Origin of the sequence: Faecalibacterium gallinarum, from assembly GCF_022180365.1 — a bacterium.
GTDB lineage: Bacteria > Bacillota > Clostridia > Oscillospirales > Ruminococcaceae > Faecalibacterium > Faecalibacterium gallinarum.
This window is the reverse complement of record NZ_BQKV01000053.1, coordinates 111,651-134,638: the sequence shown is the minus strand read 5'-3', so window position 1 is coordinate 134,638 and position 22,988 is coordinate 111,651. Positions and strand designations below refer to the sequence as shown.

Genomic DNA, 22,988 nt, shown 5'->3' with positions numbered 1-22,988 from the left:
CATTCCCTGGCTGCGAAGCTCTATTATTTCCTTCTCGTGTTCCTGAATGTGGCTGTATTTTCTGGGCATAGCAAAGACCTCCTGTAGTAGTTTTATTCTACCACAGGAGGCCTTCTTTTTTCACTGTCTACTTTTACTGGAGCGGTTCAACCACAGGAGGCCTTCTTTTTTCACTGTCTACTTTTACTGGAGCGGTTCACTGCCGGCAGCGTTTTTCTTTTGCTCTCATTTATTCTTCCAGGTAATCCCGCAGGCGCTTGGCGCGGCTGGGGTGGCGCAGTTTGCGCAGGGCCTTGGCCTCGATCTGGCGGATTCGCTCCCGGGTGACGTTGAACTCCCGGCCCAGCTCCTCCAACGTGTGGGCCCGGCCGTCCTCCAGCCCGAACCGGAGGGTCAAAACCCGCTCCTCCCGGGGGGTCAGGCTCTTGAGCACCGCCACCAGCTCCCGGTGGAGCAGCTGGCGGCCGGTCTCGTCGGCGGGGATGCCCACCGATTCATCCCGGATGAAGTCCTCCAGATGGGCGTCTTCCTCCTCCCCCACCGGGGTTTCCAGGCTGATGGGTTCCTGGGACAGCTGCATCAGCTCCCGCACCCGGTCCGGCTCCATGTCCAGCTGGGCCGCGATCTCCTCGGCGGTGGCCTCCCGGCCGTTTTTGTGGAGCAGCTCCCCCGCCGTCTTTTTCACCCGGTTGATGCTCTCCACCAGGTGGACCGGGATCCGGATGGTCCGCCCCTGGTCGGCGATGGCCCGGGTGATGGACTGGCGAATCCACCAGGTGGCATAGGTGGAGAACTTGAACCCCCGGTCCGGCTCAAACTTCTCGGCGGCCTTCATCAGCCCGAGGTTCCCCTCCTGGATCAGGTCCAAAAATTGCAGCCCCCGGCCCACATACCGTTTGGCCACCGACACCACCAGCCGGAGGTTCGCCTCGCTGAGGCGGCGGCGGGCGTCCTCGTCCCCGGCCTGGGCAGCCCGAGCAAGGGCGGCCTCCTCCTCCGCCGTCAAGAGGGGCACCCGGCCGATCTCTTTCAGATAGACCTTCACCGGGTCGTCCAGGGTGACCCCCTCTGCCGAGAGCTCATTTTCCAGCCGGCCGATCTGGTTTTCGTCCAGAACCGCCAGCTCTTCGGGCTCCTCCTCGGCCAGCCGGACCCCCCGCCGCTCCAGGGCGGCGTAGAGCTCCTCCAACTGGTCCACCGTGAGGTCTGCTTCTTCCAGGGCCTGGCTGACCTGGTCCGGGCGGAGGGTGTGGTGCTCGGCCCGGGCTGCCAGCTGCCGGGCCAGCTGCTCGGTCTGCGACAGTTTCTGCATGGTATTGTCTCTTCTCCTTCCCTTGGGGGGCGGTGGCCGCCCGGCCCAGCCGAAGGAGAAGCGGGCTCACTCCTCCCCGGAGCTGCCCCCCTTTTTGTCTCGCATCGACTGGAGATACTGCTGGATTTGATCGCAGGACATACCGGCGGCCTGGCTGGATTTCGGGGTCCCCCGGGCGATCCGGTCCAGGTGCATCCGCACGTCGGCTGCGGTGCAGGCTACATCGTTGTATTTTGCCGCAAGACGGCCCAGCTCATTCACGGCCTTCTCGCTGAGGGTCTGGCTCAGCACCGGCAGGCTGATCTCCGCCCCTTCGGCCCGGCAGCGGAGCATGGCCTCGTAGACCTCCCGCATCTCGGGCAGCAGGATCTGCTCGGGGGCCAGCTCTTTGGCCACCTGGTTCAGGTAGTCCGGCTCCCGCAGGACGGCCGCGATCAGCTGCTGCTGGGCGCTGGCCACCCCCAGGGCCTGCTGGCCCCCGGCCTGGTAGGGCACCTTGAGGGTGTCCATCTCTCCCGAGTGGAGCAGCTCCCGCTGGCGGGCGGAGCGCCGCTTGGCCCCGGCCCGTTTGGCCGCCGTTTCCAGCTGGGCCATGATGGCGGTTTTGGAGATGTTGGTCTCCTCCGCCAGACGGCCCGCGTAGACCTCCTGTTCGGTGGGGGTGCTGTCCGCTGCCAGCAGTTCCACCGCCTCCTTGATGTACTCCAGCCGCTGGGAGTCCTGTTTCAGGTCGTATTTCCCTCGCAGCCGTCCCAGCCGGAAATCCAGGGCGTTGCCCACCCCGTCCAGCAGGGCCTTGAACCGGTCGGCGCCGTATTTCTTGATGTACTCGTCGGGGTCCTTGGCCCCGGGGATCTGGAGCACCCCCACCTTCACCGGGCTGTTGCGGAACAGCTCCAGGGAGCGGAGGGTGGCTTTCTGGCCGGCCTCGTCCGAGTCGTAGCTGAGGATCACTTCCTCGGCGTACTCGCTGATGAGCCGGACCTGGTCGGGGGTCAGGGCGGTGCCGCAGGCACAGACGGCGGTGTCGATCCCCGCCTGCTGCATGCTGATGACGTCCATATACCCCTCGCAGAGGACGAACCGCCGGGAGCTGCTCTTTTTGGCCAGCTGGAGGGCGAACACCGTCTCGGACTTGTGGTAGACCAGGGTCTCGGGGCTGTTGACGTACTTGGGTTTTGAGTCGTCCATCACCCGCCCGCCGAAGGCGATCACGTTCCCCCGCAGATCAAAGATCGGGGTCATGACCCGCTTCCAGAACAGGCAGTAGGGCCGCCCGGATTGGCTGCGCTTAAAAAGGCCGCTGGCGTCCAGCTCCTGCTGGGTGTAGCCCTTGTCCCGCAGGTGGTTGTAGAGGGCGCTGCCGTTGTTGGGGGCGTACCCCAGCCCGAACCGGGCGATGGTCCGGTCGTCCAGCCCCCGGCGGCGCCAGTAGGCCCGGGCCTGGGCGGCCTCCTCCACCGAGGAGTTGAGGCAGGCGTAGAAGAACCGGGCCGCCTCCTTGTTCATGGAGAGCACCCGGCTCCGCATCCGGCCGGTCTCGTCGTTCTCGGTGGGCTCGGGCATCCCCGCCCGGCCCGCCAGCAGCTTGACGGCCTCCCGGTAATCGATGCTGTCGATCTTGCGGATAAAGCCGATCACATCCCCCGCCGCCCCGCACCCGAAGCAGTAAAAGCTCTGGGTGTCCGGGTAGACGTAGAAGGAGGGGGTTTTCTCGCTGTGGAAGGGGCACAGCCCCCCGTACAGCCGCCCCTTGCGCTTGAGCTGGACATAGCTGCCCACCACATCCACAATGTCGCTGCGGCGGACCAGCTCCTCGATATATTCGTGTGGTATCATCTTGGTTTAACTTCCTCTCCGGTCAGAGCACATGCCATTTCTTGGGCACAAAAACATCCTCGAACACCCGAATGGCGAACTCGTCGCTCATGCCGCTGATATAATCGGTGACGGCGCGGTCGCCCCCCTCCTGGTAGGCCAGCTGCAAATAAAAGTTGGACATCCGGTCCAGGTGGGTCAGGTAGTATTCGTACAATTCGGTCAGGACCTTTTCCACCTTCTGCTCTTCCCTCTTGGCGGTCTTGTCCACATAGACGGTGGCGTACATGAAGTCCCGCAGCATCAGAAAGGCCCCCTGTTCCACCGGGCCCACCTGGACGTCATCCTGGCTGTGGGCCAGGATGCTCTGGATCATGGTGGTGATCCGGGCCGACTTGGTCTGGCCCAGAATCTCGGTGCATTCCCGGGGGATGATCCGGGGGTCCAGCACCCCGGCCCGGACGGCGTCCTCGATGTCGTGGTTGACATAGGCGATCTGGTCCGCCATCCGGACGATCCGCCCCTCGGGGGTGGCCGCCCAGGTACCCTTGGTGTGGGTGACGATGCCGTTCCGGACCTCCCAGGTCAGGTTGAGGCCCTGGCCCTCCTTTTCCAGCTTGTCCACCACCCGCAGGCTCTGGACGTAGTGCTTGAACCCGCCGGGGCAGAGCTTATCCAGCGCCCGCTCCCCGGCGTGGCCAAAGGGGGTGTGGCCCAAATCGTGGGCCAGGGCGATGGCCTCGGTCAAGTCCTCGTTGAGCCGCAGGGCCCGGGCGATGGTCCGGGCAATCTGGGCCACCTCCAGAGTGTGGGTCAGCCGGGTGCGGTAGAGGTCCCCCTCCGGCGAGAGAAAGACCTGGGTTTTCTGTTTCAGCCGCCGGAAGGCTTTGCTGTGGATGACCCGGTCCCGGTCCCGCTGGTAGACGGGGCGGATGGGGTCCGCCGGTTCGGGGCGGGTTCGGCCCCGGCTCCCGTCGCTGAAACTGGCCCAGGGGGCCAGGGTCTGCCGCTCGATCTGTTCGGTTCGTTCGCGTACTTCCATCCCAAACGCCTGCCTTTCTGCAAGAGGCGCGCCAAAACGCCCGGCGGGGCACAGCCGCCCAGTGTGGGACGCTGTTAGAATACCACATCCGCCTTGTCAAAGGGGGCAGGGTTTTGTCGCCTCTGGATTAAAACTTTTCGTGCCGATTCGTGCTGTAAGGTATTTTTCTCCCGGGGGCGGCCCGTTTATGACACCCGGCCCCCTCCTTTCGCCGGTTGGTCGGGCTCAGAACGCCGCGTAAAAGGGCGCCGAAACCTCCACCTTTGCCCCGCCCCGGGTCAGCTCCCGCAGCTGTTCCAGCAGAGGGGGCTCGGTGCCCTGGGGCATCTGCCAGCGCAGAGAGACCCGGTCGGTGAACTCGGGGTCCGCCATCTTGGCCCCCGCGGCCTGGATCAGCAGGGCCGCCCGCTCATAGAGGGAATAATCCACCGTGACCTGCAATGCCACCACGCTGCGGACGGTGACGATCTCGGCGTTTTCCAGCGCCCGGGCGGTGGCGGTGGTATAGGCCCGCACCAGCCCGCCGGTGCCCAGCAATACCCCGCCGAAATACCGGGTGATGACCACGATCAAATCGGTCAGGCCGCTGTGCTGGAGCACCTCCAGCGCCGGGGTGCCGGCGGTTTTGGCGGGCTCGCCGTCGTCGGAATACCGCTCCCGGCTGCCCTCCCGCAGGCGGTAGGCGTATACATTGTGCCGCGCGGTGCGGTTGGCCGCCCGCACCTGCTCCAAAAAGGCCAGTGCCGCCTCCTCGCTGTCCGCGAAGGAGAGCTGTGCAATAAAGCGGCTCTTTTTCTCCTCATATTCCCCCACCGAGACGCCCCGGACGGTGCGGTAATCCTCCATCCCCTGTTTCCTCCTGCTTTCGTTTTTCCAAAATCCTGCGGTCCGGTCACCCGGCGAAATGCACCTCGATATACCCGTTTTCGGTCTCGAACTTGGCCGGGATCTTTTCTGCCCCGGCGTCCTTCTCGTCCCCCCACAGGCCGCTGAGGCGCATCTTTCCTTTTGTGGCGATCTGATAATCCGCCCGGGTGCCGGTCAGAGTGGCCTTGATGTCCCCGTTTTTGGTGGTGCAGTCATACTGCATCCCGTCCGGCTCTTCCAGAACCACATCCCCGTTTTGGGTGTGGGCGGCGATCTCCTTCCCGGCGGTGCCCGTCAGGGTAATGTCGCCGTTGTCCCCTTCCAGAGAGATCTGTTCCGCCTCGATCTCCCCTATCTCGATGCTGCCGTTTTCGCTTTCCACCTCGATCCGGTCGTAGAGCCGATCCGGCAGGGTCACGGTCACCTGGTTGTCCCAGATGAAGGTGCGGGCATTTTTGCCCGCGCCCTCCACGCTGACGACGATGGCGCGCTCGAAGCCCCAGTCCTCTACTTCCTCCCCTTCCAGGCTCTCCACCTGGATCGAGAGGACCCCGTCTTTGAGCGCAAAGGAATACTCGTAGGTGCCGTAAGGGTCGGCCGAGCCGTCCACCTGGACCTTATTGCCCTTCCCTTTCTGAATCACAAGATCGGTATTTTCGGCGTCGATTACCACAGCCTTGACGGTCTGGGCCGTCTCGTACTGGCGGGCCATGGCTTCCGTCTCTGCCGCAGAGACCGGCAGGGACGCGCCGGCCAGAATCCCCATTGCGGCGACCATTCCCAGACATTTTGCAGACCATTTGGACATGGCTTTTCCCTCCTCTATTTTTCCTTCTTGTCCGCGATTTCGTCAAATCCCGTTTCTATTAAGGAAAGTATAGCATAAAACCCCGTTTGCGCAAGCGGCGCTTTTTTCGCAAAAACCCAACAAAAAAGGGAGAGCAGCCTTCACTGCTCTCCCGAATGGGGGAAAATGTCGCTTAAACTCCAGGGAGATTACTTGGCGGCCTTGGCAGCCTCGATCTCCTTGATCAGCTCGGGAACAACCTTGAACAGGTCGCCCACGATGCCGTAGTCGGCCACACCGAAGATGGGCGCGGTCTCGTTCTTGTTGACGGCGATGATGCACTCGGAATCCTGCATACCGGCGGTGTGCTGGATGGCGCCCGAGATGCCCAGGGCAACGTAGATCTTGGGGTGGACGGTCTTGCCGGTCTGGCCAACCTGGTGGTCAGAGGTCATCCAGCCTGCGTCGGTAACGGCACGGGATGCGCCCACGACGCCGCCGCCCAGAGCGGCAGCCAGCTGCTCGGCCAGGGCGATGCCCTTCTCCACGTCCTTGGAGATGCCGCGGCCCACCGAGACGATGACGTCGGCGCCGATCAGGTCAACCAGCTTGTTGGCGGCCTTCTCCACGCTCAGGACCTCGGTCTTGATGTCGGCGGCGGTCAGCTCGAAGGCGGGCTTGACGATCTGGCAGGCCTCAGCCTTGGCAGCGTCGTAGGGAGCCTTCTTCATAACGCCGGGGCGGACGGTAGACATCTGGGGACGGAACCGGGGGCAGATGATGGTAGCCATCAGGTGGCCGCCGAAGGCGGGACGGGTCATCTTCAGGTTGCGGTCCTCGTAGTCGAAGGTCTGCTTGGACAGGTCGATGGTAGAGCTCTCGGCCAGGAAGTCAACGTACTTCTTGGTGTCGATGTCCAGGTGGGTGGCGTCGGCGGTCAGGCCGGTGTGCAGACGGGCGGCGCAGCGGGGGCCCAGGTCGCGGCCGATGTTGGTGGCGCCGATCAGCAGCACCTCAGGCTTGTACTCGTTGACCATATCGCAGACCACCTTGGCGTAAGCGTCGGTGGTGTAGTCCTTCAGCAGGGGGCTCTCGCAGACCAGAACCTTGTCGGCGCCGTAGCCGCCCAGCTCTTTGGCGATGCCCTCGACCTGATCGCCCAGCAAAAGGCCGGTGACTTCGGTACCCAGCTCGTCGGCCAGCTTGCGGGCCTCGCTGACCAGCTCAAAATCGGTGGGCATCAGAGTGCCCTGGCGCTGCTCGCAGAAGACCCAGACGCCTTTGTACTCGTTAAAATCAGCCATTGTAATCCTATGCTCCTTTCGATCAGATCAGATGCTTCTTGGCCAGAACGCCAGCCAGCTGGGCGGCCACGTCGTCGCCGGTCAGCATGGTGCCTGCGCCCTTCTGCGGAGGAGTGAAGGACTTGAAGACGTTCGTCGGAGAGCCCTTCAGGCCGATGGTGTCCACCTCGATCAGCGGGTCATCCTTCAGAGCGTTGTAATCATAGACCTCCATCGGCTTGTCGTAGCAGGTGAAGATGCCGTTGATGCTCATGTAACGGGGCTGGTTCAGCTCCTTGATGCAGGTCAGCAGGCAGGGGGTCTGGACCTTGACCATCATGTAGCCGTCCTCCAGCATACGCTTGACGGTCAGGGTGTTGCCGTCCTTCTGGATGTCGGCCACATAGGTCACCTGGGGCAGGTGGAGCTTCTCAGCGATCTGGGGGCCAACCTGGGCGGTGTCGCCGTCGATGGCCTGGCGGCCGCAGAAGACCACGTCCTCGGGGCCAACGCCGATCTTGTTGATGGCGGCGGCGATGATCTGGCTGGTGGCGAAGGTATCGGAACCGCCGAACTCACGGCCGGAGATCAGGACAGCACGGTCAGCGCCCCGGGCCAGCAGCTCGCGCAGCATGCCCTCGGCCGGCGGGGGGCCCATGGTGACGACCACGACTTCGCAGCCGGTGGCGTCCTTCAGTTTGAGGGCGGCCTCCAGAGCGTTCAGGTCATCGGGGTTGGTAATGGTTGCCATAGAGGCACGATCCAGGGTCCCGTCCGGTTTCACGGCCACTTTGCCGGAGGTATCGGGGACCTGCTTGACACAAACAATTGCTTTCATTGTACACTTGCCTCCTTACTTCAGCAGAGCGCCGGAAATAACCATCATCTGCACTTCGCTGGTGCCCTCGTAGATCTCGGTGATCTTGGCATCCCGCATCATACGCTCGATGGGGTAGTCGCGGGTGTAGCCGTAGCCGCCGAACAGCTGCAGGCAGCGGCGGGTCACGTCGCTGGCGGTGCGGCTGGCGACCAGCTTGGCCTCGGCAGCCTCGACGCTGTAACGGACCTTGGCGCCGTCCATGGCCTGCTGCTTCTTCATGGCGGCAGCGTAGACCAGGTACTTGGCGGCGTCCACACGGGCCTTCATCTCAGCCAGCTCGAACTGGGTGTTCTGGAACTGGGCGATGCTGCGGCCGAACTGCTTGCGCTCCTTGACGTAAGCCACGGTCTCCTCGATGGCGCCCTCGGCGATGCCCAGAGCCTGGGAAGCGATGCCGATACGGCCGCCGTCCAGGGTAGCCATGGCCAGCTGGAAGCCCTTGCCCTTGACGCCCAGCAGGCGGTCCTTGGGGATGATGCAGTCTTCCATGATCAGCTCACAGGTGGAGGAGCCGCGGATGCCCATCTTGTCCTCGGGCTTGCCGACCTTGAAGCCGGGATCGGTGCGCTCCACGATGAAAGCGGAGATCTCTTTGCTCTTGCGGCCGCGCTTGTCCACCACGGTGCCGGTGACGGCGATGATGATGAACACATCGGCATAGCCGGCGTTGGTGATGAAGATCTTGGAGCCGTTCAGGCGCCAGTGGTCGCCCTCATCCACAGCGTAGGTCTGCTGGCCCTGGGCGTCGGTGCCGGCGCCCGGCTCGGTCAGGCCGAAGGCGCCCAGCCACTCGCCGCTGCACAGCTTGGGCAGGTACTTTTCCTTCTGCTCGGGGGTGCCGTTCTCATAGATGGGAGCGGCGCACAGGCTGGTGTGGGCCGACAGAATAACGCCGGTGGTGCCGCACACCTTGCTCATCTCCTCGACGGCCATGACGTAGGACAGCACGTCGCCGCCTGCGCCGCCCACTGAGGTGGGGAAATAAATGCCCATCATGCCGAGCTTGGCCATCTTCTCGACGGTCTCCTTGGGGAAATACTCCTCGGCGTCAACCTTCTTGGCCAGGGGCTTGACTTCGTTCTCAGCAAATTCGCGGTACATTTTCTGCACCATCTGCTGCTGCTTGGACAGAGTAAAATCCATCGCTGTATCCTCCTTGGATCACAGATTTACCGGGCGCTGGGCCCGCACAAAACAAATTCCTCCCGACCCGGGTCTCGGGCCGGGAGAAACAGGATTTAAAACTTACAGTTCGTCAACGGGGGTCTTGGTGCGGTCAGCGTTGTAGACATAGAAGCCCTTGCCGCTCTTGCAGCCCAGGTTGCCGCCGCGGACCATCTTGCGGAGCAGCGGGCAGGCGCGATACTTGCTGTCGCCGGTCTCCTTGTACAGGACGTCCATGATGGCCAGGCAGATGTCCAGGCCGATGAAGTCGCCCAGCTCCAGGGGTCCCATGGGGTGGTTGGCGCCCAGCTTCATGGCGGCGTCGATGCCGGCGATGTTGGAGACACCCTCCATCTTGATGAAGGCGGCCTCGTTGATCATGGGGATCAGGATGCGGTTGACGACGAAGCCGGCGGCCTCGTTGACCTGGACGGGCTGCTTGCCGATGGCCACAGAGATCTCCTTGATCTTCTCGACGGTGGCAGCAGAGGTGTTGCAGCCGGCGATGACCTCGATCAGCTTCATGCGGTCGGCGGGGTTGAAGAAGTGCATGCCGATCAGCTCGCGGCTCAGGCCCTTGCCGATCTCGGTGATGGACAGAGAAGAGGTGTTGGAGGCAAAGATGCACTCGGGCTTGCAGATCTTGTCCAGCTCAGCGAAGGTGGTCTGCTTGACCTTCATATCCTCGAAGGCAGCCTCGACGATCAGGTCGCAGTCGGCGCACAGGTCCTCTTTCAGGCCCGGGGTGATGGCGGCGCAGATGGCGTCCACCTTCTCCTGGGTCATCTTGCCCTTAGCGACCAGCTTGGCGTAGCCCTTCTCGATCTTGGCCTTGCCGTTCTCGGCCCACTCCTGCTTGATGTCGCAGAGAGCAACGGTGTTGCCCTCCACCTGTGCGAATGCCTTTGCGATGCCCTGGCCCATGGTGCCAGCGCCGATAACACCGATTTTCATAAGTACAATCTCCTTTTATCTGTCAATCGTCTATTAAAAGGTCGAATACGGATCAGTTGTTGGTAAAGACAGCCTTGGGCTTGGGTTTCTCGCGGGAGAGGAAGCAAGCCATGCCCTCCACCTGGTCGTGGGTCTCGAAGCAGTCGCCGAAGAGTTTCTCCTCCACCACGACGGCCTGATCCATCGGCAGGCTGATGCCCTCGTTCATAGCCTTCTTGCAGTTGCGGACGGCGATGGGGGCGTTCTTGGCGATCTTGCCGGCCAGCTTCAGGGCGTTCTCCATCAGCTCAGCCTGGGGATACACAGCGTTGACCAGGCCGATCCGCAGAGCCTCGTCGGCCTTGATGTTCAGGGCCGAGTAGACCAGCTGCTTTGCCATGCCCATGCCCACCAGACGGGCCAGGCGCTGGGTGCCGCCGAAGCCCGGGGTGATGCCCAGGCCCACTTCCGGCTGGCCGAAGACGGCGTTGTCGGAGCACAGGCGGATGTCACAGCTCATGGCCAGCTCGTTGCCGCCGCCCAGAGCGAAGCCGTTGACGGCTGCGATGACGGGGATGGGGAAATTCTCGATCATCAGGAAGATGTCGTTGCCCAGCTTGCCGAACGTCTCGCCCTCGGCCTTGGTCATGGTGCTCATGGAGCCGATGTCCGCGCCAGCGACAAAGCTCTTGTCGCCCTCGCCGGTCAGGACGATGCAGCGGATGGTGTTCTGGTCCACCGCCTCGAAAGCGGCCTTCAGGTCGGCCAGAACCTCGGGGTTCAGCGCGTTCAGTGCCTTGGGACGGTCGATGGTGATGACCTCAACGGCGCCCTGCACTTCGGTTTTTACAAAAGCCATTGTGAAAACCTCCAATCAAATCATCTTTTATAGAGCGGGCCGCCGCCGGGCGGGGGGCTTTCCCCCGCCCGGCGCGCCCGGAATCGCTTCAGAAAATCGGGTGAATTAGTCCATCTCGACGATGGTGGAGCAGCCCATGCCGCCGCCGATGCACAGGGTGGCCAGACCCTTCTTGGCGCCGCGATGCTTCATCGCATACAGCAGGGTGACCAGGATGCGGCAGCCGGAAGCGCCGACGGGGTGGCCCAGAGCGATGGCGCCGCCGTTGACGTTGACCTTGCTCATGTCGAACTCCAGGTCGTGTGCCACGGCCAGGGACTGAGCAGCGAAAGCCTCGTTGGCCTCGATCAGGTCCATGTCAGCCACGGTCAGGCCGGTCTTGGCCATAACCTTGCGGGTAGCAGCCACGGGGCCGACGCCCATGATGGAGGGATCCACGCCGCCCAGAGCGCCGCCAACCCAGGTAGCCATCGGGGTGATGCCCAGCTCCTTGGCCTTCTCCTCGCTCATGACAACCACAGCGGCTGCGCCGTCGTTGATGGCGGAAGAGTTGCCGGCGGTGACGATGCCGTCCTTCTTGAAGGCGGGCTTCAGCTTTGCCAGAACCTCGGGAGCGCTCAGACGGGGGCCCTCGTCGGTGTCGAAGATGATGTCGCCCTTCTTGTTCTTGATGACGACGGGGACGATCTCGTCCTTGAAGGCGCCGCTCTTGATGGCAGCGTCAGCCTTCACCTGGCTGTTGTAAGCGAACTCGTCCAGCTGCTCACGGGTCAGGCCCCACTGCTCGGCGACGTTCTCAGCGGTGATGCCCATGTGGTAGTTGTTGAACACATCCCACAGAGCGTCGTTGACCATGGTGTCCACCAGCTCGCTCTTGCCCATGGGGTAGCCCATGCGGTAGCCGTAGCGGCCCTTCATCATAGCGAAGGGAGCCATATCCATGTTCTCGGTGCCGCCTGCGACCACGATGTCGGCGTCGCCGGCCTCGATCATCTGAGCAGCCATGTTCACGCAGTTCAGGCCGGAGCCGCAGACCACGTTGACCGTCACAGCGGGAGTCTCAACGGGCAGGCCAGCCTTCAGGGAAGCCTGACGAGCCACGTTCTGGCCCAGGCCGGCCTGGATGACGCAGCCCATGTAGACGTGGTCAACCTGCTCGGGCTTCAGGCCGGCGCGGTTGATGGCCTCCTTGATGACGGTGGCGCCCAGCTCAGCTGCGGGCACATTGGACAGGGTGCCGCCGAACTTGCCGATGGCGGTACGGCATGCGGACGCAATGACGATCTTTTTCATGGTAGATAGCCTCCTGTTTTGTGTTGTGTATGTTGGGTGAATGGATTCGCTTTGTGTATGAAAATGCACAGGGCATTTTGACCGAAATAAGAGCGGGGCGGCTCACAGCTCGTCCTTGGCCTGAAGCGCCGCGTATTTTTCGCGGACGGCCTGCTCCACGTTGGGGGTGACGAACTTGCTGATGTCGCTGCCGTAGCGGGCGGCCTCCTTGACAATGGTGGAGGACAGATAGCTCCACTTGATGCTGGTGGCCAGGAACATCGTCTCGACGCCGGGCATCAGTGCGTGGTTGGTCTGGGCCAGCTGGATCTCGTTCTCGAAATCCGTCACCGCCCGCAGCCCCCGCACCATCACGGTGGCGTGGCGCTTTTTGGCGAACTCAACGGTCAGGCCGTCGAAGCTCTCCACCGTCACGTTGGGGATGCCCTTGCAGCATTCCTGTAACATGGCCACCCGCTCCTCCACGGTGAAAAGGGGGTGTTTGGCGCTGTTGATGAGGACCGCTACGATCAGGCGGTCGTTCACTTTCGCCGCCCGTTTGATGATATCCAGATGACCCCGGGTGACCGGGTCAAAGGAGCCGGGGTAAATCGCTGTCGCCATGGGTTTAGCCTCCTGTACTGCGCCGAGGCGCATGATAACTCTGCTGCCATGATAACACGTCCCGGGCTTTCCCACAAGAGCGGCGGGCGGCTGTCTGGGCCGCCGGAGCCCTTCGTCTTGCGGCAATATAAGTAAATCATATCGTCAAAATTTTATCAAGTATTTTTGACAATTTTTTAACCTCGGAACCACCAAACTATCTAAACAGTTTTCATGCTATTTTAGTGATTGTGCTAAGAGCGCGTTTTTTTATGCTTTGCTATTGATTCCGAACATTGTTAATGTTATAACTAATAGTGCAATCCCCCGGAGCGATTTGTCTATATCAAACGCTGGTTCGCCTTTTTCGGCGCGGGGGTTTTCCGCCGGGGCGGGCCGCGGGTGCGGTTTCGCCGCCCTCTGACCCATAGTATAGAGGGTGTTTGTGTGCGGCGGATGTTCGATTTTTGTCGGCTTTTTTAAATTTTTACAAAACTTTGGTTTCAAAGCAGGAGAGGATGGTTTATAATGGATTATAAGGAACTGTACGCGCAGAAACTGACCACCGCCGACGAGGCTGCCGCCCTGGTCAAGAGCGGCGATTGGGTGGACTACGGCTGGGCCGTCAACACCACCGTGGCGGTGGACGCCGCCCTGGCCAAACGGATGCCCCAGCTGGAGGGGGTCAACTTCCGGGGCGGCATCCTGATGTGGGTGCCCGCCATCTTCCAGATCGAGGACCCCGCCGCCCACCTGACCTGGAACAGCTGGCACATGGGCGGCATCGAGCGGAAAGCGGTGGCCCAGGGCTTCTCCTTCTACTGCCCCATCCGTTATTCCGAGCTGCCCCGCTACTACCGGGAGAGCAAGGACCCGCTGGATGTGGCGGTGTTCCAGGTAGCCCCCATGGACGCGCACGGTTTCTTTAACTTTGGCCCCAGCGCCAGCCACCTGGCCGCGGTCTGCGAGAAGGCCAAGACCATCATCGTCGAGGTGAACCAGAACATGCCCCGCTGCCTGGGCGGCATGGAGAACGGCATCCACATCAGCCAGGTGACCGCCATTGTGGAGGGCAACAACCCCCCGCTGGGCCAGATGGCCGCCGCCGGCCCCGCCAGCGCGGTGGACCTGGCCGTGGCCAACCTGGTGGTGCCCCAGATCCCGGACGGCGCCTGCCTCCAGCTGGGCATCGGCGGTATGCCCAACGCCATCGGCAGCCTGATCGCCCAGAGCGACCTGAAGGACCTGGGCGTTCATACCGAGATGTACGTGGACGCCTTTGTGGACATCGCCAAGGCGGGCAAGATCACCGGCAATCGCAAGCAGATCGACAAGGGCCGCCAGGTCTACGCCTTCGGCGCCGGCACCCAGAAGCTCTACGACTACCTCAACGACAACCCCGAGTGCATGTCCGCCCCGGTGGACTACACCAACGACGTGCGCACCATCGCCGCGCTGGACAACTTTATCTCCATCAACAACGCGGTGGATGTGGACCTGTTCGGCCAGATCAACGCCGAGAGCGCCGGCATCCGGAACATCTCGGGCGCCGGCGGGCAGCTGGACTTTGTGCTGGGCGCCTACCTCTCCAAGGGCGGCAAGAGCTTTATCTGCCTGTCCTCCACCTTCATGAACCGGAAGACCGGCCAGCTGGAGAGCCGCATCCGCCCCACCCTGGAAAACGGCAGCATCGTCACCGACACCCGGGCCAACGTGCATTACCTGTGCACCGAGTACGGCTGCGTCAACCTGAAGGGCCTGTCCACCTGGCAGAAGGCGGAGGCCATCATCAACCTGGCACACCCCGATTTCCGGGAGGATCTGATCGCCCAGGCCGCCAAGATGAACATCTGGCGCCGGAGCAACAAAATCTAAAATTCGCACCAGGGGGTATTCCTGCGCCCCGGGTGGGACAGGAGTAATCTATGGACAAACGACCGCACATCAAACCCTATCTTTACGCCATGCTGGCGGGGTTCGGGGCCATCAGCCTGAGCATCCTGCTGTTCTTTCTGATCTATCGGTTCAAGGGCCTGGGGGACGCCGTGAGCGAGCTGGCGGGCATCCTGATGCCCTTCATCTACGGCGGCGCCATCGCCTACGCCCTTAAACCGGTGTGCAACTTTCTGGACCGCAGCCTCCGCCAGGCGCTGCCCCCCCGGTACCACCGGGTGGTGGGGCCGGTCTCGGTGACCGGCAGCATCCTGTTCGGTATATTGCTGGTGTATGCGCTGCTTTTGATGATTATTCCCCAGCTGTACAACAGCATCCTGACCCTTTCGGCCACCCTGCCCGCCCGGCTGGACGCCTTGGTGAGCTGGCTGAGCGGCCAGTATTTCGCCGACAATGAGATGATCCGCAACTTCCTGATCGAGGCCTACGACGCCCTGTCCGAGAGTGTGGGCAAATGGGTCAACAACACCATGGTTCCCTACATGCAGGACCTGGTCAGCGGGGTGGGCCAGAGCGTCTGGAACGCCATCATCGGGGTGAAAAACCTGCTGATCGGCCTGTTCGTGGCGGTCTATCTGCTGGCCAGCCGCCGGCGGTTCGCCCACCAGGCCAAGATCCTGTTGTACAGCGTGATCAAACCCCGCTGGGCCGGGCTGATCCTGGACGAGCTGGCCTACGCCGACCGGATGTTCGGGGGCTTCATCAACGGCAAACTGCTGGACTCCGCCATCATCGGGGTGCTGTGCTATATCGTCTGCCTGATCGTCAACTTCCCCAGCGCGTTGCTGGTATCGGCCATCGTGGGCATCACCAACGTGATCCCCTTCTTCGGGCCCTTCATCGGGGCGGTGCCCGCCACCCTGCTCATCCTCATCGAGGACCCCATCAAAGCCATCTGGTTTGTGCTCTTCATCCTGATTTTGCAGCAGCTGGACGGCAACGTCATCGGCCCCAAGATCCTAGGCAACACCACCGGGCTTTCCAGCTTTTGGGTGCTGTTCTCCATCCTGCTGTTCGGCGGGCTGTGGGGCTTTGTGGGCATGATCGTGGGCGTGCCCCTCTTCGCGGTGATCTACGACATGCTGAAAAAGCTGATCTTCCACGGCCTGTGCCTCAACGGCCAGCAGCAGATGCTGCTCGACTACCACGAGGCTTTCGGCGACCCGGACGACCCGGGCTGCCCTCCCCCGCCGCCGGCCCACGCCCGCCGCGGCAAAACCCAATAATTCCCACCGCGCAAACGGCGCGCCGGACGGTTCTGTCCGGCGCGCCGCTTTCTTTTTTGTTGTTTCCAGCCTTTGACAGGTTCATTTTGGGCTTGACATGGGAAGGCTCGTGATGTACAGTAGCTTATAACAGGTTTTTTAAAACCCGATAAAAAGCTATTTACAACTTATGCTGTCGAAAACCGCCGCACCATCGGCGTTTCCGGCCGGGCTGTATACCCCATACTCCATGCCCCACAAAGGAAAGGATGATCGAATCATGAATCTGTCTGCCGCCTCTTCCCGCCAGCCCAATCCCCTTCGCCGCCATACCCTGTATCTCAAGGACCCGGCCAGCGCCATCTCCCATTTCATCGGCGCCATCGGGTTTGCCGGGGCAGGCATCCCCCTTCTCATCAAAGCGGGCCAGTCCGGCCAACCGCTGGCCCTGGTGTCCATGATCGTCTACGCCGTCAGTCTGGTGGCGCTCTACGCCGCCAGCGCCGCCTACCACACCATCTCCCCCCGCAGCCCCCGGGAAACCCTGCTGAAAAAGATCGACCACATGATGATCTTTGTGCTGATTGCGGGCAGCTATACCCCCGTCTGCCTGCTGGCCCTGCCCCGGTTTTCGGGCCTTGTCCTGCTGGGGGTCATCTGGGGCTGCACCCTGCTGGGGGCCTGCTCCATGTTCTTCTTTGTGTTCTGCCCCAAATGGGTCTCCTCGGTCCTCTATATCGCCATGGGCTGGGCCTGCGTTTTTGCCCTGCCCCAGCTGCTGGGCTGCCTGTCGGGTGCCTGTTTCGGCTGGCTGCTGGCCGGGGGGCTGATCTATACGGCGGGGGGCGTCATCTACGCCCTCAAGCGCCCGGAGTTCGAGCGGCGGCACCCCAACTTCGGGATGCACGAGATTTTTCACCTCTTCGTCATGGCCGGCAGCCTCTGCCATTATATCGTCATGTACGTCTATCTGTTGGGCTGACCCTAATACAGCCAACAAAAATCCCCGCCGGGGGCGGCCTCTTGGGCTGTCCCCGGCGGGGGTTTTGGATTAGGAGAATGGCTTAATTAGTTCAGGGCCACCTGGCGCAGCTCCTGGAAGCTGCCCATGTTGTAGTCACCGGCGCCGGCCTTGGAGGCGTCGCCCACGCAGGCCACCTCGAAGCCGCCCGCATGGCCGGCCTGGGCGCCCGAGACGGCGTCCTCCACCACCAGGCAGTCCTTGGGGTCCAGGCCCAGCATCTCGGCGGCCTTCAGGAAGACCTCGGGATCGGGCTTGGAGTTGGTGATGTTGTTGCCGTCGCTCACCGCGTCGAAGTAGTTCCCCAGACCCAGCTGGCCCAGGATGAAGGCGGTGTTCTTGCTGGAGGAGCCGATGGCCAGCTTGAGGCCGGCCGCCCGCAGAGCGTCCAGGGTGTCCTTCACCTCAGCGGACAGGTCCGCCGGGGAGAGCTGGTGCAGGCTCTCGCGGTAGAGGTCGTTCTTCTTGGTGGCCAGCTCCACCTTCTGCTCCTGGGTCAGAGCGGGGCCGTCGTACCGCTCCAGAACGATTTCCAGGCTCTCCATCCGGGAGACGCCCCGCAGCCGGTTGTTGATGGTGCGGTCGAAGTAGACCCCCAGGTCGTCGGCCATCTTCTTCCAGGCCAGGTAGTGGTACTCGTCGGTGAAGCAGATGACGCCGTCCAGATCAAAAATAATTGCCTTGTATTTCATGGTTGTTTATCTCCTTTTTTCGGTTGTGTTTGGATCAGAAATTCACTAAGACAAAGCCGTCCCAGGGGCCCAGATGGACTTGATTTCCCTCCCGGACCGGCTGGCCCACCGCGATCAGCTGCCGTCCGGCGGCGAACTCGGCGGGCAGTTCATACTCCGCCGGGCGGCCGGTGAGGTTGCAGACGCAGAGCAGCTTCTGCCCGTCCAGGGTGCGGGTGTAGGCGTAGAGCTGGGGATCCTCCGGCGAAAGCAGGTCATAGCTGCCGTAGACGATGATCTCGTTTTCGTGCCGCAGGCGGATCAGCTTCTGGTAGAAATGGAAGACCGAATCCTCCCGGCCCAGCTGCTCGGCGGCGTTGATCTGGGGGTAGTTGGGGTTGGTCTTGATCCAGGGGGTGCCGGTGGTAAACCCGGCGTTGGGGCTGGCGTCCCACTGCATGGGGGTGCGGGCGTTGTCCCGGCTCTTGTAGCGCAGACACTCCAGCATCCGCTCGGGGGTCATTGTTCCCGCCTCGGTCAGCTCGTGGTAGGCGTTGATGCTCTCCACATCCCGGAAATCCTCCAGCCCGCCGAAGGGCACGTTGGTCATGCCCAGTTCCTCGCCCTGGTAGACGTAGGGGGTGCCCTGCATCATGTGGAGGCAGAGGGCCAGGGTTTTGGCGCTCTTTTCCCGCAGCTCGGGGGTGGAGTCATCCCCCATCCGGGAGACGATCCGGGGCTGGTCGTGGTTGCACCAGTACAGGCTGTTCCAAGCCCGGCCCTCCAGGCCCTTCTGCCACTTGGTCAGCAGCTTTTTCAGGGCCACAATGTCGATCTTGCGGGTGTTCCATTTAAAGCTCTCGCCGCCGTCCAGGTCCATGTGCTCGAACTGGAACGCCATGCTCAGCTCGGTGCCCTCCTCGTTGGCGTAGAGGCAGGCCTGGTCCACCGTCAGACCGGCGCACTCCCCCACCGTCAGCAGGTTGTACCGGCTGAGGACCTCCCGGTTCATCTGCTGGAGATACCGGTGGACGTTGGGGCCGTTGACCACATAGGGGCCGAAATTGCCGTAAATGCTGCCGGGTTTGAGCGCCCCGTCCGGCATCTCGGGGGTCTTGCTGATCATGCTGATGACGTCCATCCGGAAGCCATCCACCCCCTTGTCGCACCACCTGCGCATCATCCGGAACACTTCCTCCCGGACCGCGGGGTTATCCCAGTTCAGGTCGGGCTGGAAGTCGCCGAAGGTGTGCAGGTAATACTGGCCGGTCGTCTCGTCCAGGGTCCAGGCGCTGCCCGAGAAGTTGGAGCCCCAGTTGTTGGGCGGGTTGCCGTCCTTGCCGTCCCGCCAGATGTAATAGTCCCGCTTGGGGTTGTCCCGGCTGGAGCGGCTCTCCTTGAACCAGGGGTGCTCGTTGGAGGTGTGGTTGACCACCAGGTCGATCACCACCCGCAGGCCCCGTTTGTGGGCCTCGGCCAGCAGCCGCTCAAAGTCCTCCATCGTGCCGAAATCCGGCTAGATGTCCTGATAATCGCTGATGTCGTAGCCGTTGTCCTTGCCGGGGGAGCGGTAAAACGGAGAGATCCAGAGCACATCCACCCCCAGCTCCTTGAGGTAGTCCAGCCGGCTGAGGATGCCGGGCAGATCGCCCATGCCGTCCCCGTTCGAGTCCTGGAAGCTGCGGGGGTAGATCTGGTAGACAACGCTCTCTTTCCACCATGCCTTTTTCATTTGCGGTCTCCTTTTCCAAAACACACATAAAAAAGGGATCGGCGTCTGGTGGCTGCGCCGCACATACGACCGATCCCTCAGGGTTACTTTTCGCCGTCCATACGGAGGCCAACCATAAAGAATTTGTTAAAGATCAGATAGAGCAGGATGATGGGCAGCACCGAGATGCAGGCTGCGGCCATCACCTGGTTCCACATGGTACCAGCGTTCTGGGACTGGAAGCTCTGGAGGCCCAGAGTCAGGGTGTACTTCGACGCGGTCTTGATGTACAGCATCGGGGCCGTGAAGGCGTTCCAGAAGCCCATAAAGCCGAAGATTGCGGTGGTGGCGATGGTGGGCCGGGCCAGAGGCATGGCGATCCGGAAGAAAACGCCGTACCGGCTCAGGCCGTCGATCTCCGCCGCCTCACAGACGTCCTTCGGGAAGTTGATGAAGAACTGCCGCATGAGGAAGATGTTGCCGATGTTGGCCGCCGAGGGCAGGATCAGCGCGGTGAAGGAGTCCAGCATCCCGAAATCCTTCAGCAGCAGGTAGTTGGGGATCAGCAGCACCTGACCGGGGATCATCATCAAAAGCAGCAGGGCGTGGTAGATCTTGTCCCGGCCGGGGAAAGACAGCCGGCTCAGGGAGTAACCCGCCATGGAGTTGATGAAGACGTTGATCACGGTGCCCACCAGGGCGACAAACAGAGAGTTGAGGAACCACCGGGGAAACAGCGAGCTGTGGCCGAAGATGGTGGTGTAGTTCTCCAGGGTCATATTCTCCGAAATAAGACCCATGTTGCCGCCCACGATCTCCCGCAGAGGCTTAAAGGATGCGGCCACCATCCACAGGAAGGGGTAAAGGGTGACGAACACATACACAAGCAGGACGGCGTACAGCAGCGCGCGGCCGACTGACATTTTAGGTTTCATGATTCCGCCTCCTTAATACCATCTCTCAGAGCTGTTGAGCTTCTCGGCGATCATCGACACGGCCATAATGACCAGCGCCAGGATGATGGCGATGCAGGCCGCATAGCCCATGGCGTTGTTGGTGCCGAAGGCGTAGCGATAGACCATCAGAGAAACGGTCAGGGTGCTGTTGGCCGGGCCGCCCGAGCCGTTGGAGAAGATATACGCCTGGTCGAACATCTGCAAAGTGCCGATGATGCCGGTCAGCAGAACATAGGTGGTGATGGGCTTCAGGTAGGGGATGGTGATGTTGGTGAATTTCTGGAGGGTGTTGGCGCCGTCGATCTCCGCCGCCTCATAGAGGGAGACGGGCAGGTCCTGCAAACTGGCCAGGTACATGGTGGTGTACTGGGGCACGGTGGACCAGATATTCATCACCATAATGACCTTGAGGGCGAAATCCGGATTCTCGAGGAAGTTGATTCCGCCGCCCACCGGCAGAATCCCCGCCCGGATCAGCATCATATTGATCGGGCCGGTGACGCTGAACATGAACATGAAGATGATGGTCAGCGCCGAGCTGGAGGTCAGGGTCGGCAGGAAGTAAACCGCCCGGAAGAAGTATTTGCCCCGGATCTTGCTGTTCAAAACGCTGGCGATGATCAGCGCAATAACGGTCTGGCAGGGCACCACCACCACCGAGAAGGACAGGGTGTTGGTCAGGGCCTTGCGGGCGGTCTCGTCGGTGAACAGCCGCAGATAGTTGTCCAGGCCAACGAAGGTAAAGCTGTTGGTGAAGAGGTTCACCTTGTGGAAGGACAGGTAGACCACATACACTGCGGCGATCCCGATGAAGATGCCCAGGATAATGATGGCGGGCAGCAGGAAGAGATCAGGAAAAAGACCTGCCGGGTCAAAGAGAGCAGAAGCCCCTTCAGCGCCTTGCCGATGGCGGTAAAGAAATTGGAGGAAAGGAGCTGGACGCCGTTGACCAGCACCATAAAGAGGAAGGTCCGCATAAACAGAATGGAGAACTCGAAATACAGCTCATCGCCGCTGCCGAAGATGGAGATGATGGGCCCCGGCAGGAACTGGAACAGAACAAACCCCACCGCAGAGACCGCAAAATTCCATTGAATGGCCAGCAGATAGGCCCGGCGGACCCGATCGTATTTTTTGGCGCCGTAGTTGAACCCGATGCTGGGCTGCACCCCCTGGGAGATCCCCACGATGATGGAGAGGAGGATTGCGTTGGTCTTCATCACAATGCCGCAGGCGGCCAGCGGGATGTCCGTGCCGTAAATGGACGCTGCGCCGTAGTAGGTCAGGGAGTTGTTCAGGACAATCTGAACCAGGGTAATGGCCACCTGGTTGATGCAGCTGCTGATTCCCATATAGAAGGTGCGCAGACTGTCCCGCAGATCCAGAACAAAGCATTGCCGGGTTATGCGAATGGTCTTGAAATGCCACAGATACCGCATCGCCATAAAAAAGGAGAGGAACTGCCCCAGGATGGTGGCCAGTGCGGCGCCGAACACCCCCCATTTCATCCCGAAGATGAACACCGGGTCCAGGATGGTGTTGACGATGGCGCCCGCCAGCATGCAGAGCATGGAATACCGGGGGCTTCCGTCCGCCCGAATCAGGTTGCTGATGCCGTTGGTCAGGATAAGAAAGGGCATGCCCAGCAGCACAATCCCCGCGTATTGCTGGGCGTAGGGCAGAACCTCCTCGGTGGCGCCGAACACCCGCAGAAGGGGCGTGAGGAAGGCCTCCCCGATCACAAGGTAGAGCACGCCCGCCCCGGCCATCAGCAAAACGCCGTTGCCCGCCAGCCGGGCGGCCTTGTCCGGTTCCCCTTTGCCCAGGTAAAGGGAGAACCGCGCGGCGCTGCCGATGCCCAGCAGCAGCGAAATGGCCAGGCAGATGGTGGAGAGCGGATAGGACACATTGGTGGCCGCATTGCCCAGATACCCTACCCCCTGGCCAATAAAAATCTGGTCCACAATATTATAGAGAGAGCTGACCAGCGTCGCCGTGATGCTGGGGATGGCAAAGCCCTTCAGCAATTTGGAAATATCTTCATACGCCAGTGGATTTTCACTCATCAAATTCATCCTCCAATCGTGCAACCCCTTGTTTTGCCGCAATGCTCTTTCCGACCCGGGTCAGCATGCCCTGAAACACCGCCCGCTCCTCTTCGGTGAGCCCCTCCAGAAGAACCGCCTCTGTCTCGGCGCAGATGGCCCGGATTTGTTCCGCGATGGCCAGGGCGCGTTCGGTGGGATAAAGCTGCCAGGTGCGCTTGTCCTGCTGGCAGGGCGTGCGGGTCAAAAAGCCCTTCTTTTCCAGCGCCGCCACCATCCGCACCACATTGCTGGGGTGGACATAGACGGTGTTCAACAGCGAATCCTGGGAAATTCCCGGGTGATCGCACACCTTGAGAAGATACATATGCTGGCTGCTGTTGATCCCCAAAGGAGCCAGCCGCTCGTCCATATAGGATTTTGTAAACCGGTCCGCAACGGACAACCATTTCAACGATTTCAATCTCTTTCGCCTCCTGTCGGCGTCTATTATACATCTTATTGCGTGCGCAATAAGATTTGAGGATTTTTCTTCAAAAAATAAAAGAACTGCCCGGCCCTTTTCAGGCCAGGCAGCTCCTGCAACAATCAATTCAAAGAATGCAA

20 protein-coding genes and 1 pseudogene are annotated in these 22,988 nt (G+C 61.6%); 3 read left to right on the top strand and 18 right to left on the bottom strand.

Features of this window, described 5'->3' with window-relative positions; all coding sequences use genetic code 11:
• Positions 1-229 precede the first annotated feature (229 nt).
• From rpoD to coaD, 12 genes are all read right to left on the bottom strand, one after another.
• Positions 230-1,312 carry an RNA polymerase sigma factor RpoD gene (rpoD, locus tag JCM17207_RS08520; protein ID WP_238317208.1) on the bottom strand — a complete coding sequence of 361 codons (1,083 nt, stop codon included), beginning with the start codon at positions 1,310-1,312 and terminating at the stop codon, positions 230-232.
• A gap of 66 nt (positions 1,313-1,378) precedes the next feature.
• Positions 1,379-3,151: a DNA primase gene (gene dnaG, locus JCM17207_RS08515; protein WP_238317206.1), complete on the bottom strand. Its 1,773-nt coding sequence runs from the start codon at positions 3,149-3,151 to the stop codon at positions 1,379-1,381.
• Between the two features lie 22 nt (positions 3,152-3,173).
• Positions 3,174-4,172, bottom strand: a complete 999-nt coding sequence (locus JCM17207_RS08510) for a deoxyguanosinetriphosphate triphosphohydrolase (RefSeq protein ID WP_238317205.1) — start codon at positions 4,170-4,172, stop codon at positions 3,174-3,176.
• 225 nt (positions 4,173-4,397) lie between these two features.
• Positions 4,398-5,018 (bottom strand): IMPACT family protein, encoded by a 621-nt coding sequence (locus tag JCM17207_RS08505; protein ID WP_238317203.1) that lies wholly within the window; start codon positions 5,016-5,018, stop codon positions 4,398-4,400.
• A gap of 46 nt (positions 5,019-5,064) precedes the next feature.
• Positions 5,065-5,847, bottom strand: coding sequence for a DUF4097 family beta strand repeat-containing protein (locus tag JCM17207_RS08500; RefSeq protein WP_238317201.1), 783 nt, complete (start codon positions 5,845-5,847; stop codon positions 5,065-5,067).
• Between the two features lie 188 nt (positions 5,848-6,035).
• Entirely contained in the window at positions 6,036-7,130 is a 1,095-nt protein-coding gene (gene acrA / locus JCM17207_RS08495) for an acryloyl-CoA reductase electron transfer subunit beta (protein ID WP_238317200.1), read from the bottom strand.
• Positions 7,131-7,152: 22 nt separating this feature from the next.
• On the bottom strand, positions 7,153-7,947 hold the full coding sequence (gene acrB, locus JCM17207_RS08490) for an acryloyl-CoA reductase electron transfer subunit gamma (protein ID WP_238317198.1): 795 nt from the start codon (positions 7,945-7,947) through the stop codon (positions 7,153-7,155).
• Between the two features lie 15 nt (positions 7,948-7,962).
• Positions 7,963-9,132 (bottom strand): acyl-CoA dehydrogenase family protein, encoded by a 1,170-nt coding sequence (locus tag JCM17207_RS08485; protein ID WP_238317196.1) that lies wholly within the window; start codon positions 9,130-9,132, stop codon positions 7,963-7,965.
• Positions 9,133-9,234: 102 nt separating this feature from the next.
• Positions 9,235-10,107, bottom strand: a complete 873-nt coding sequence (locus tag JCM17207_RS08480; RefSeq protein WP_238317195.1) for a 3-hydroxyacyl-CoA dehydrogenase family protein — start codon at positions 10,105-10,107, stop codon at positions 9,235-9,237.
• A 52-nt stretch (positions 10,108-10,159) separates the two neighbouring features.
• Complete coding sequence (locus JCM17207_RS08475) at positions 10,160-10,945, bottom strand: enoyl-CoA hydratase-related protein (RefSeq protein WP_238317193.1); 786 nt, start codon at positions 10,943-10,945, stop codon at positions 10,160-10,162.
• A 105-nt stretch (positions 10,946-11,050) separates the two neighbouring features.
• Positions 11,051-12,238 (bottom strand): acetyl-CoA C-acetyltransferase, encoded by a 1,188-nt coding sequence (locus JCM17207_RS08470; RefSeq protein WP_238317191.1) that lies wholly within the window; start codon positions 12,236-12,238, stop codon positions 11,051-11,053.
• Positions 12,239-12,340: 102 nt separating this feature from the next.
• The gene (coaD, locus tag JCM17207_RS08465) at positions 12,341-12,841 is read right to left on the bottom strand and encodes a pantetheine-phosphate adenylyltransferase (protein ID WP_238317189.1); all 501 of its coding nucleotides are present in this window, start codon (positions 12,839-12,841) and stop codon (positions 12,341-12,343) included.
• 507 nt (positions 12,842-13,348) lie between these two features.
• Between coaD and JCM17207_RS08460 the strand changes: the two genes are divergently transcribed.
• The 3 genes from JCM17207_RS08460 to trhA all read left to right on the top strand — a co-directional run bounded on the left by JCM17207_RS08460 (position 13,349) and on the right by trhA (position 16,960).
• Positions 13,349-14,695 (top strand): butyryl-CoA:acetate CoA-transferase, encoded by a 1,347-nt coding sequence (locus tag JCM17207_RS08460; protein WP_238317188.1) that lies wholly within the window; start codon positions 13,349-13,351, stop codon positions 14,693-14,695.
• A gap of 50 nt (positions 14,696-14,745) precedes the next feature.
• Positions 14,746-15,999, top strand: coding sequence for an AI-2E family transporter (locus JCM17207_RS08455; protein ID WP_238317187.1), 1,254 nt, complete (start codon positions 14,746-14,748; stop codon positions 15,997-15,999).
• A 259-nt stretch (positions 16,000-16,258) separates the two neighbouring features.
• Entirely contained in the window at positions 16,259-16,960 is a 702-nt protein-coding gene (gene trhA, locus JCM17207_RS08450) for a PAQR family membrane homeostasis protein TrhA (RefSeq protein WP_238317185.1), read from the top strand.
• Positions 16,961-17,046: 86 nt separating this feature from the next.
• On the opposite strand, the gene pgmB is transcribed toward trhA, so the two are convergent.
• From pgmB to JCM17207_RS08420, 6 genes and pseudogenes are all read right to left on the bottom strand, one after another.
• Entirely contained in the window at positions 17,047-17,691 is a 645-nt protein-coding gene (pgmB, locus tag JCM17207_RS08445; RefSeq protein ID WP_238317184.1) for a beta-phosphoglucomutase, read from the bottom strand.
• Positions 17,692-17,725: 34 nt separating this feature from the next.
• Positions 17,726-19,402: pseudogene (locus JCM17207_RS08440) on the bottom strand (glycoside hydrolase family 13 protein).
• A gap of 83 nt (positions 19,403-19,485) precedes the next feature.
• Positions 19,486-20,316: a carbohydrate ABC transporter permease gene (locus JCM17207_RS08435; protein ID WP_238317182.1), complete on the bottom strand. Its 831-nt coding sequence runs from the start codon at positions 20,314-20,316 to the stop codon at positions 19,486-19,488.
• Between the two features lie 12 nt (positions 20,317-20,328).
• Positions 20,329-21,126: a carbohydrate ABC transporter permease gene (locus tag JCM17207_RS08430; RefSeq protein WP_238317180.1), complete on the bottom strand. Its 798-nt coding sequence runs from the start codon at positions 21,124-21,126 to the stop codon at positions 20,329-20,331.
• Positions 21,099-22,403 carry an MATE family efflux transporter gene (locus JCM17207_RS08425; protein ID WP_238317178.1) on the bottom strand — a complete coding sequence of 435 codons (1,305 nt, stop codon included), beginning with the start codon at positions 22,401-22,403 and terminating at the stop codon, positions 21,099-21,101. Before JCM17207_RS08425 ends, JCM17207_RS08430 begins: the two co-directional genes overlap by 28 nt.
• Entirely contained in the window at positions 22,396-22,845 is a 450-nt protein-coding gene (locus JCM17207_RS08420) for a MarR family winged helix-turn-helix transcriptional regulator (RefSeq protein WP_238317176.1), read from the bottom strand. Before JCM17207_RS08420 ends, JCM17207_RS08425 begins: the two co-directional genes overlap by 8 nt.
• Positions 22,846-22,988: the final 143 nt, after the last annotated feature.

Bases quoted from the DNA above. Each gene is read 5' to 3' on its own strand.
- JCM17207_RS08425 (WP_238317178.1), bottom strand. From the start codon at position 22,403: ATGAGTGAAAATCCACTGGCGTATGAAGATATTTCCAAATTGCTGAAG.
- trhA (WP_238317185.1), top strand. From the start codon at position 16,259: ATGAATCTGTCTGCCGCCTCTTCCCGCCAGCCCAATCCCCTTCGCCGC.
- JCM17207_RS08435 (WP_238317182.1), bottom strand. From the start codon at position 20,316: ATGAAACCTAAAATGTCAGTCGGCCGCGCGCTGCTGTACGCCGTCCTG.
- rpoD (WP_238317208.1), bottom strand. From the start codon at position 1,312: ATGCAGAAACTGTCGCAGACCGAGCAGCTGGCCCGGCAGCTGGCAGCC.
- JCM17207_RS08485 (WP_238317196.1), bottom strand. From the start codon at position 9,132: ATGGATTTTACTCTGTCCAAGCAGCAGCAGATGGTGCAGAAAATGTAC.
- JCM17207_RS08475 (WP_238317193.1), bottom strand. From the start codon at position 10,945: ATGGCTTTTGTAAAAACCGAAGTGCAGGGCGCCGTTGAGGTCATCACC.
- pgmB (WP_238317184.1), bottom strand. From the start codon at position 17,691: ATGAAATACAAGGCAATTATTTTTGATCTGGACGGCGTCATCTGCTTC.
- JCM17207_RS08480 (WP_238317195.1), bottom strand. From the start codon at position 10,107: ATGAAAATCGGTGTTATCGGCGCTGGCACCATGGGCCAGGGCATCGCA.
- JCM17207_RS08500 (WP_238317201.1), bottom strand. From the start codon at position 5,847: ATGTCCAAATGGTCTGCAAAATGTCTGGGAATGGTCGCCGCAATGGGG.
- coaD (WP_238317189.1), bottom strand. From the start codon at position 12,841: ATGGCGACAGCGATTTACCCCGGCTCCTTTGACCCGGTCACCCGGGGT.
- acrB (WP_238317198.1), bottom strand. From the start codon at position 7,947: ATGAAAGCAATTGTTTGTGTCAAGCAGGTCCCCGATACCTCCGGCAAA.
- JCM17207_RS08510 (WP_238317205.1), bottom strand. From the start codon at position 4,172: ATGGAAGTACGCGAACGAACCGAACAGATCGAGCGGCAGACCCTGGCC.
- JCM17207_RS08455 (WP_238317187.1), top strand. From the start codon at position 14,746: ATGGACAAACGACCGCACATCAAACCCTATCTTTACGCCATGCTGGCG.
- dnaG (WP_238317206.1), bottom strand. From the start codon at position 3,151: ATGATACCACACGAATATATCGAGGAGCTGGTCCGCCGCAGCGACATT.
- JCM17207_RS08505 (WP_238317203.1), bottom strand. From the start codon at position 5,018: ATGGAGGATTACCGCACCGTCCGGGGCGTCTCGGTGGGGGAATATGAG.
- JCM17207_RS08460 (WP_238317188.1), top strand. From the start codon at position 13,349: ATGGATTATAAGGAACTGTACGCGCAGAAACTGACCACCGCCGACGAG.
- JCM17207_RS08470 (WP_238317191.1), bottom strand. From the start codon at position 12,238: ATGAAAAAGATCGTCATTGCGTCCGCATGCCGTACCGCCATCGGCAAG.
- acrA (WP_238317200.1), bottom strand. From the start codon at position 7,130: ATGGCTGATTTTAACGAGTACAAAGGCGTCTGGGTCTTCTGCGAGCAG.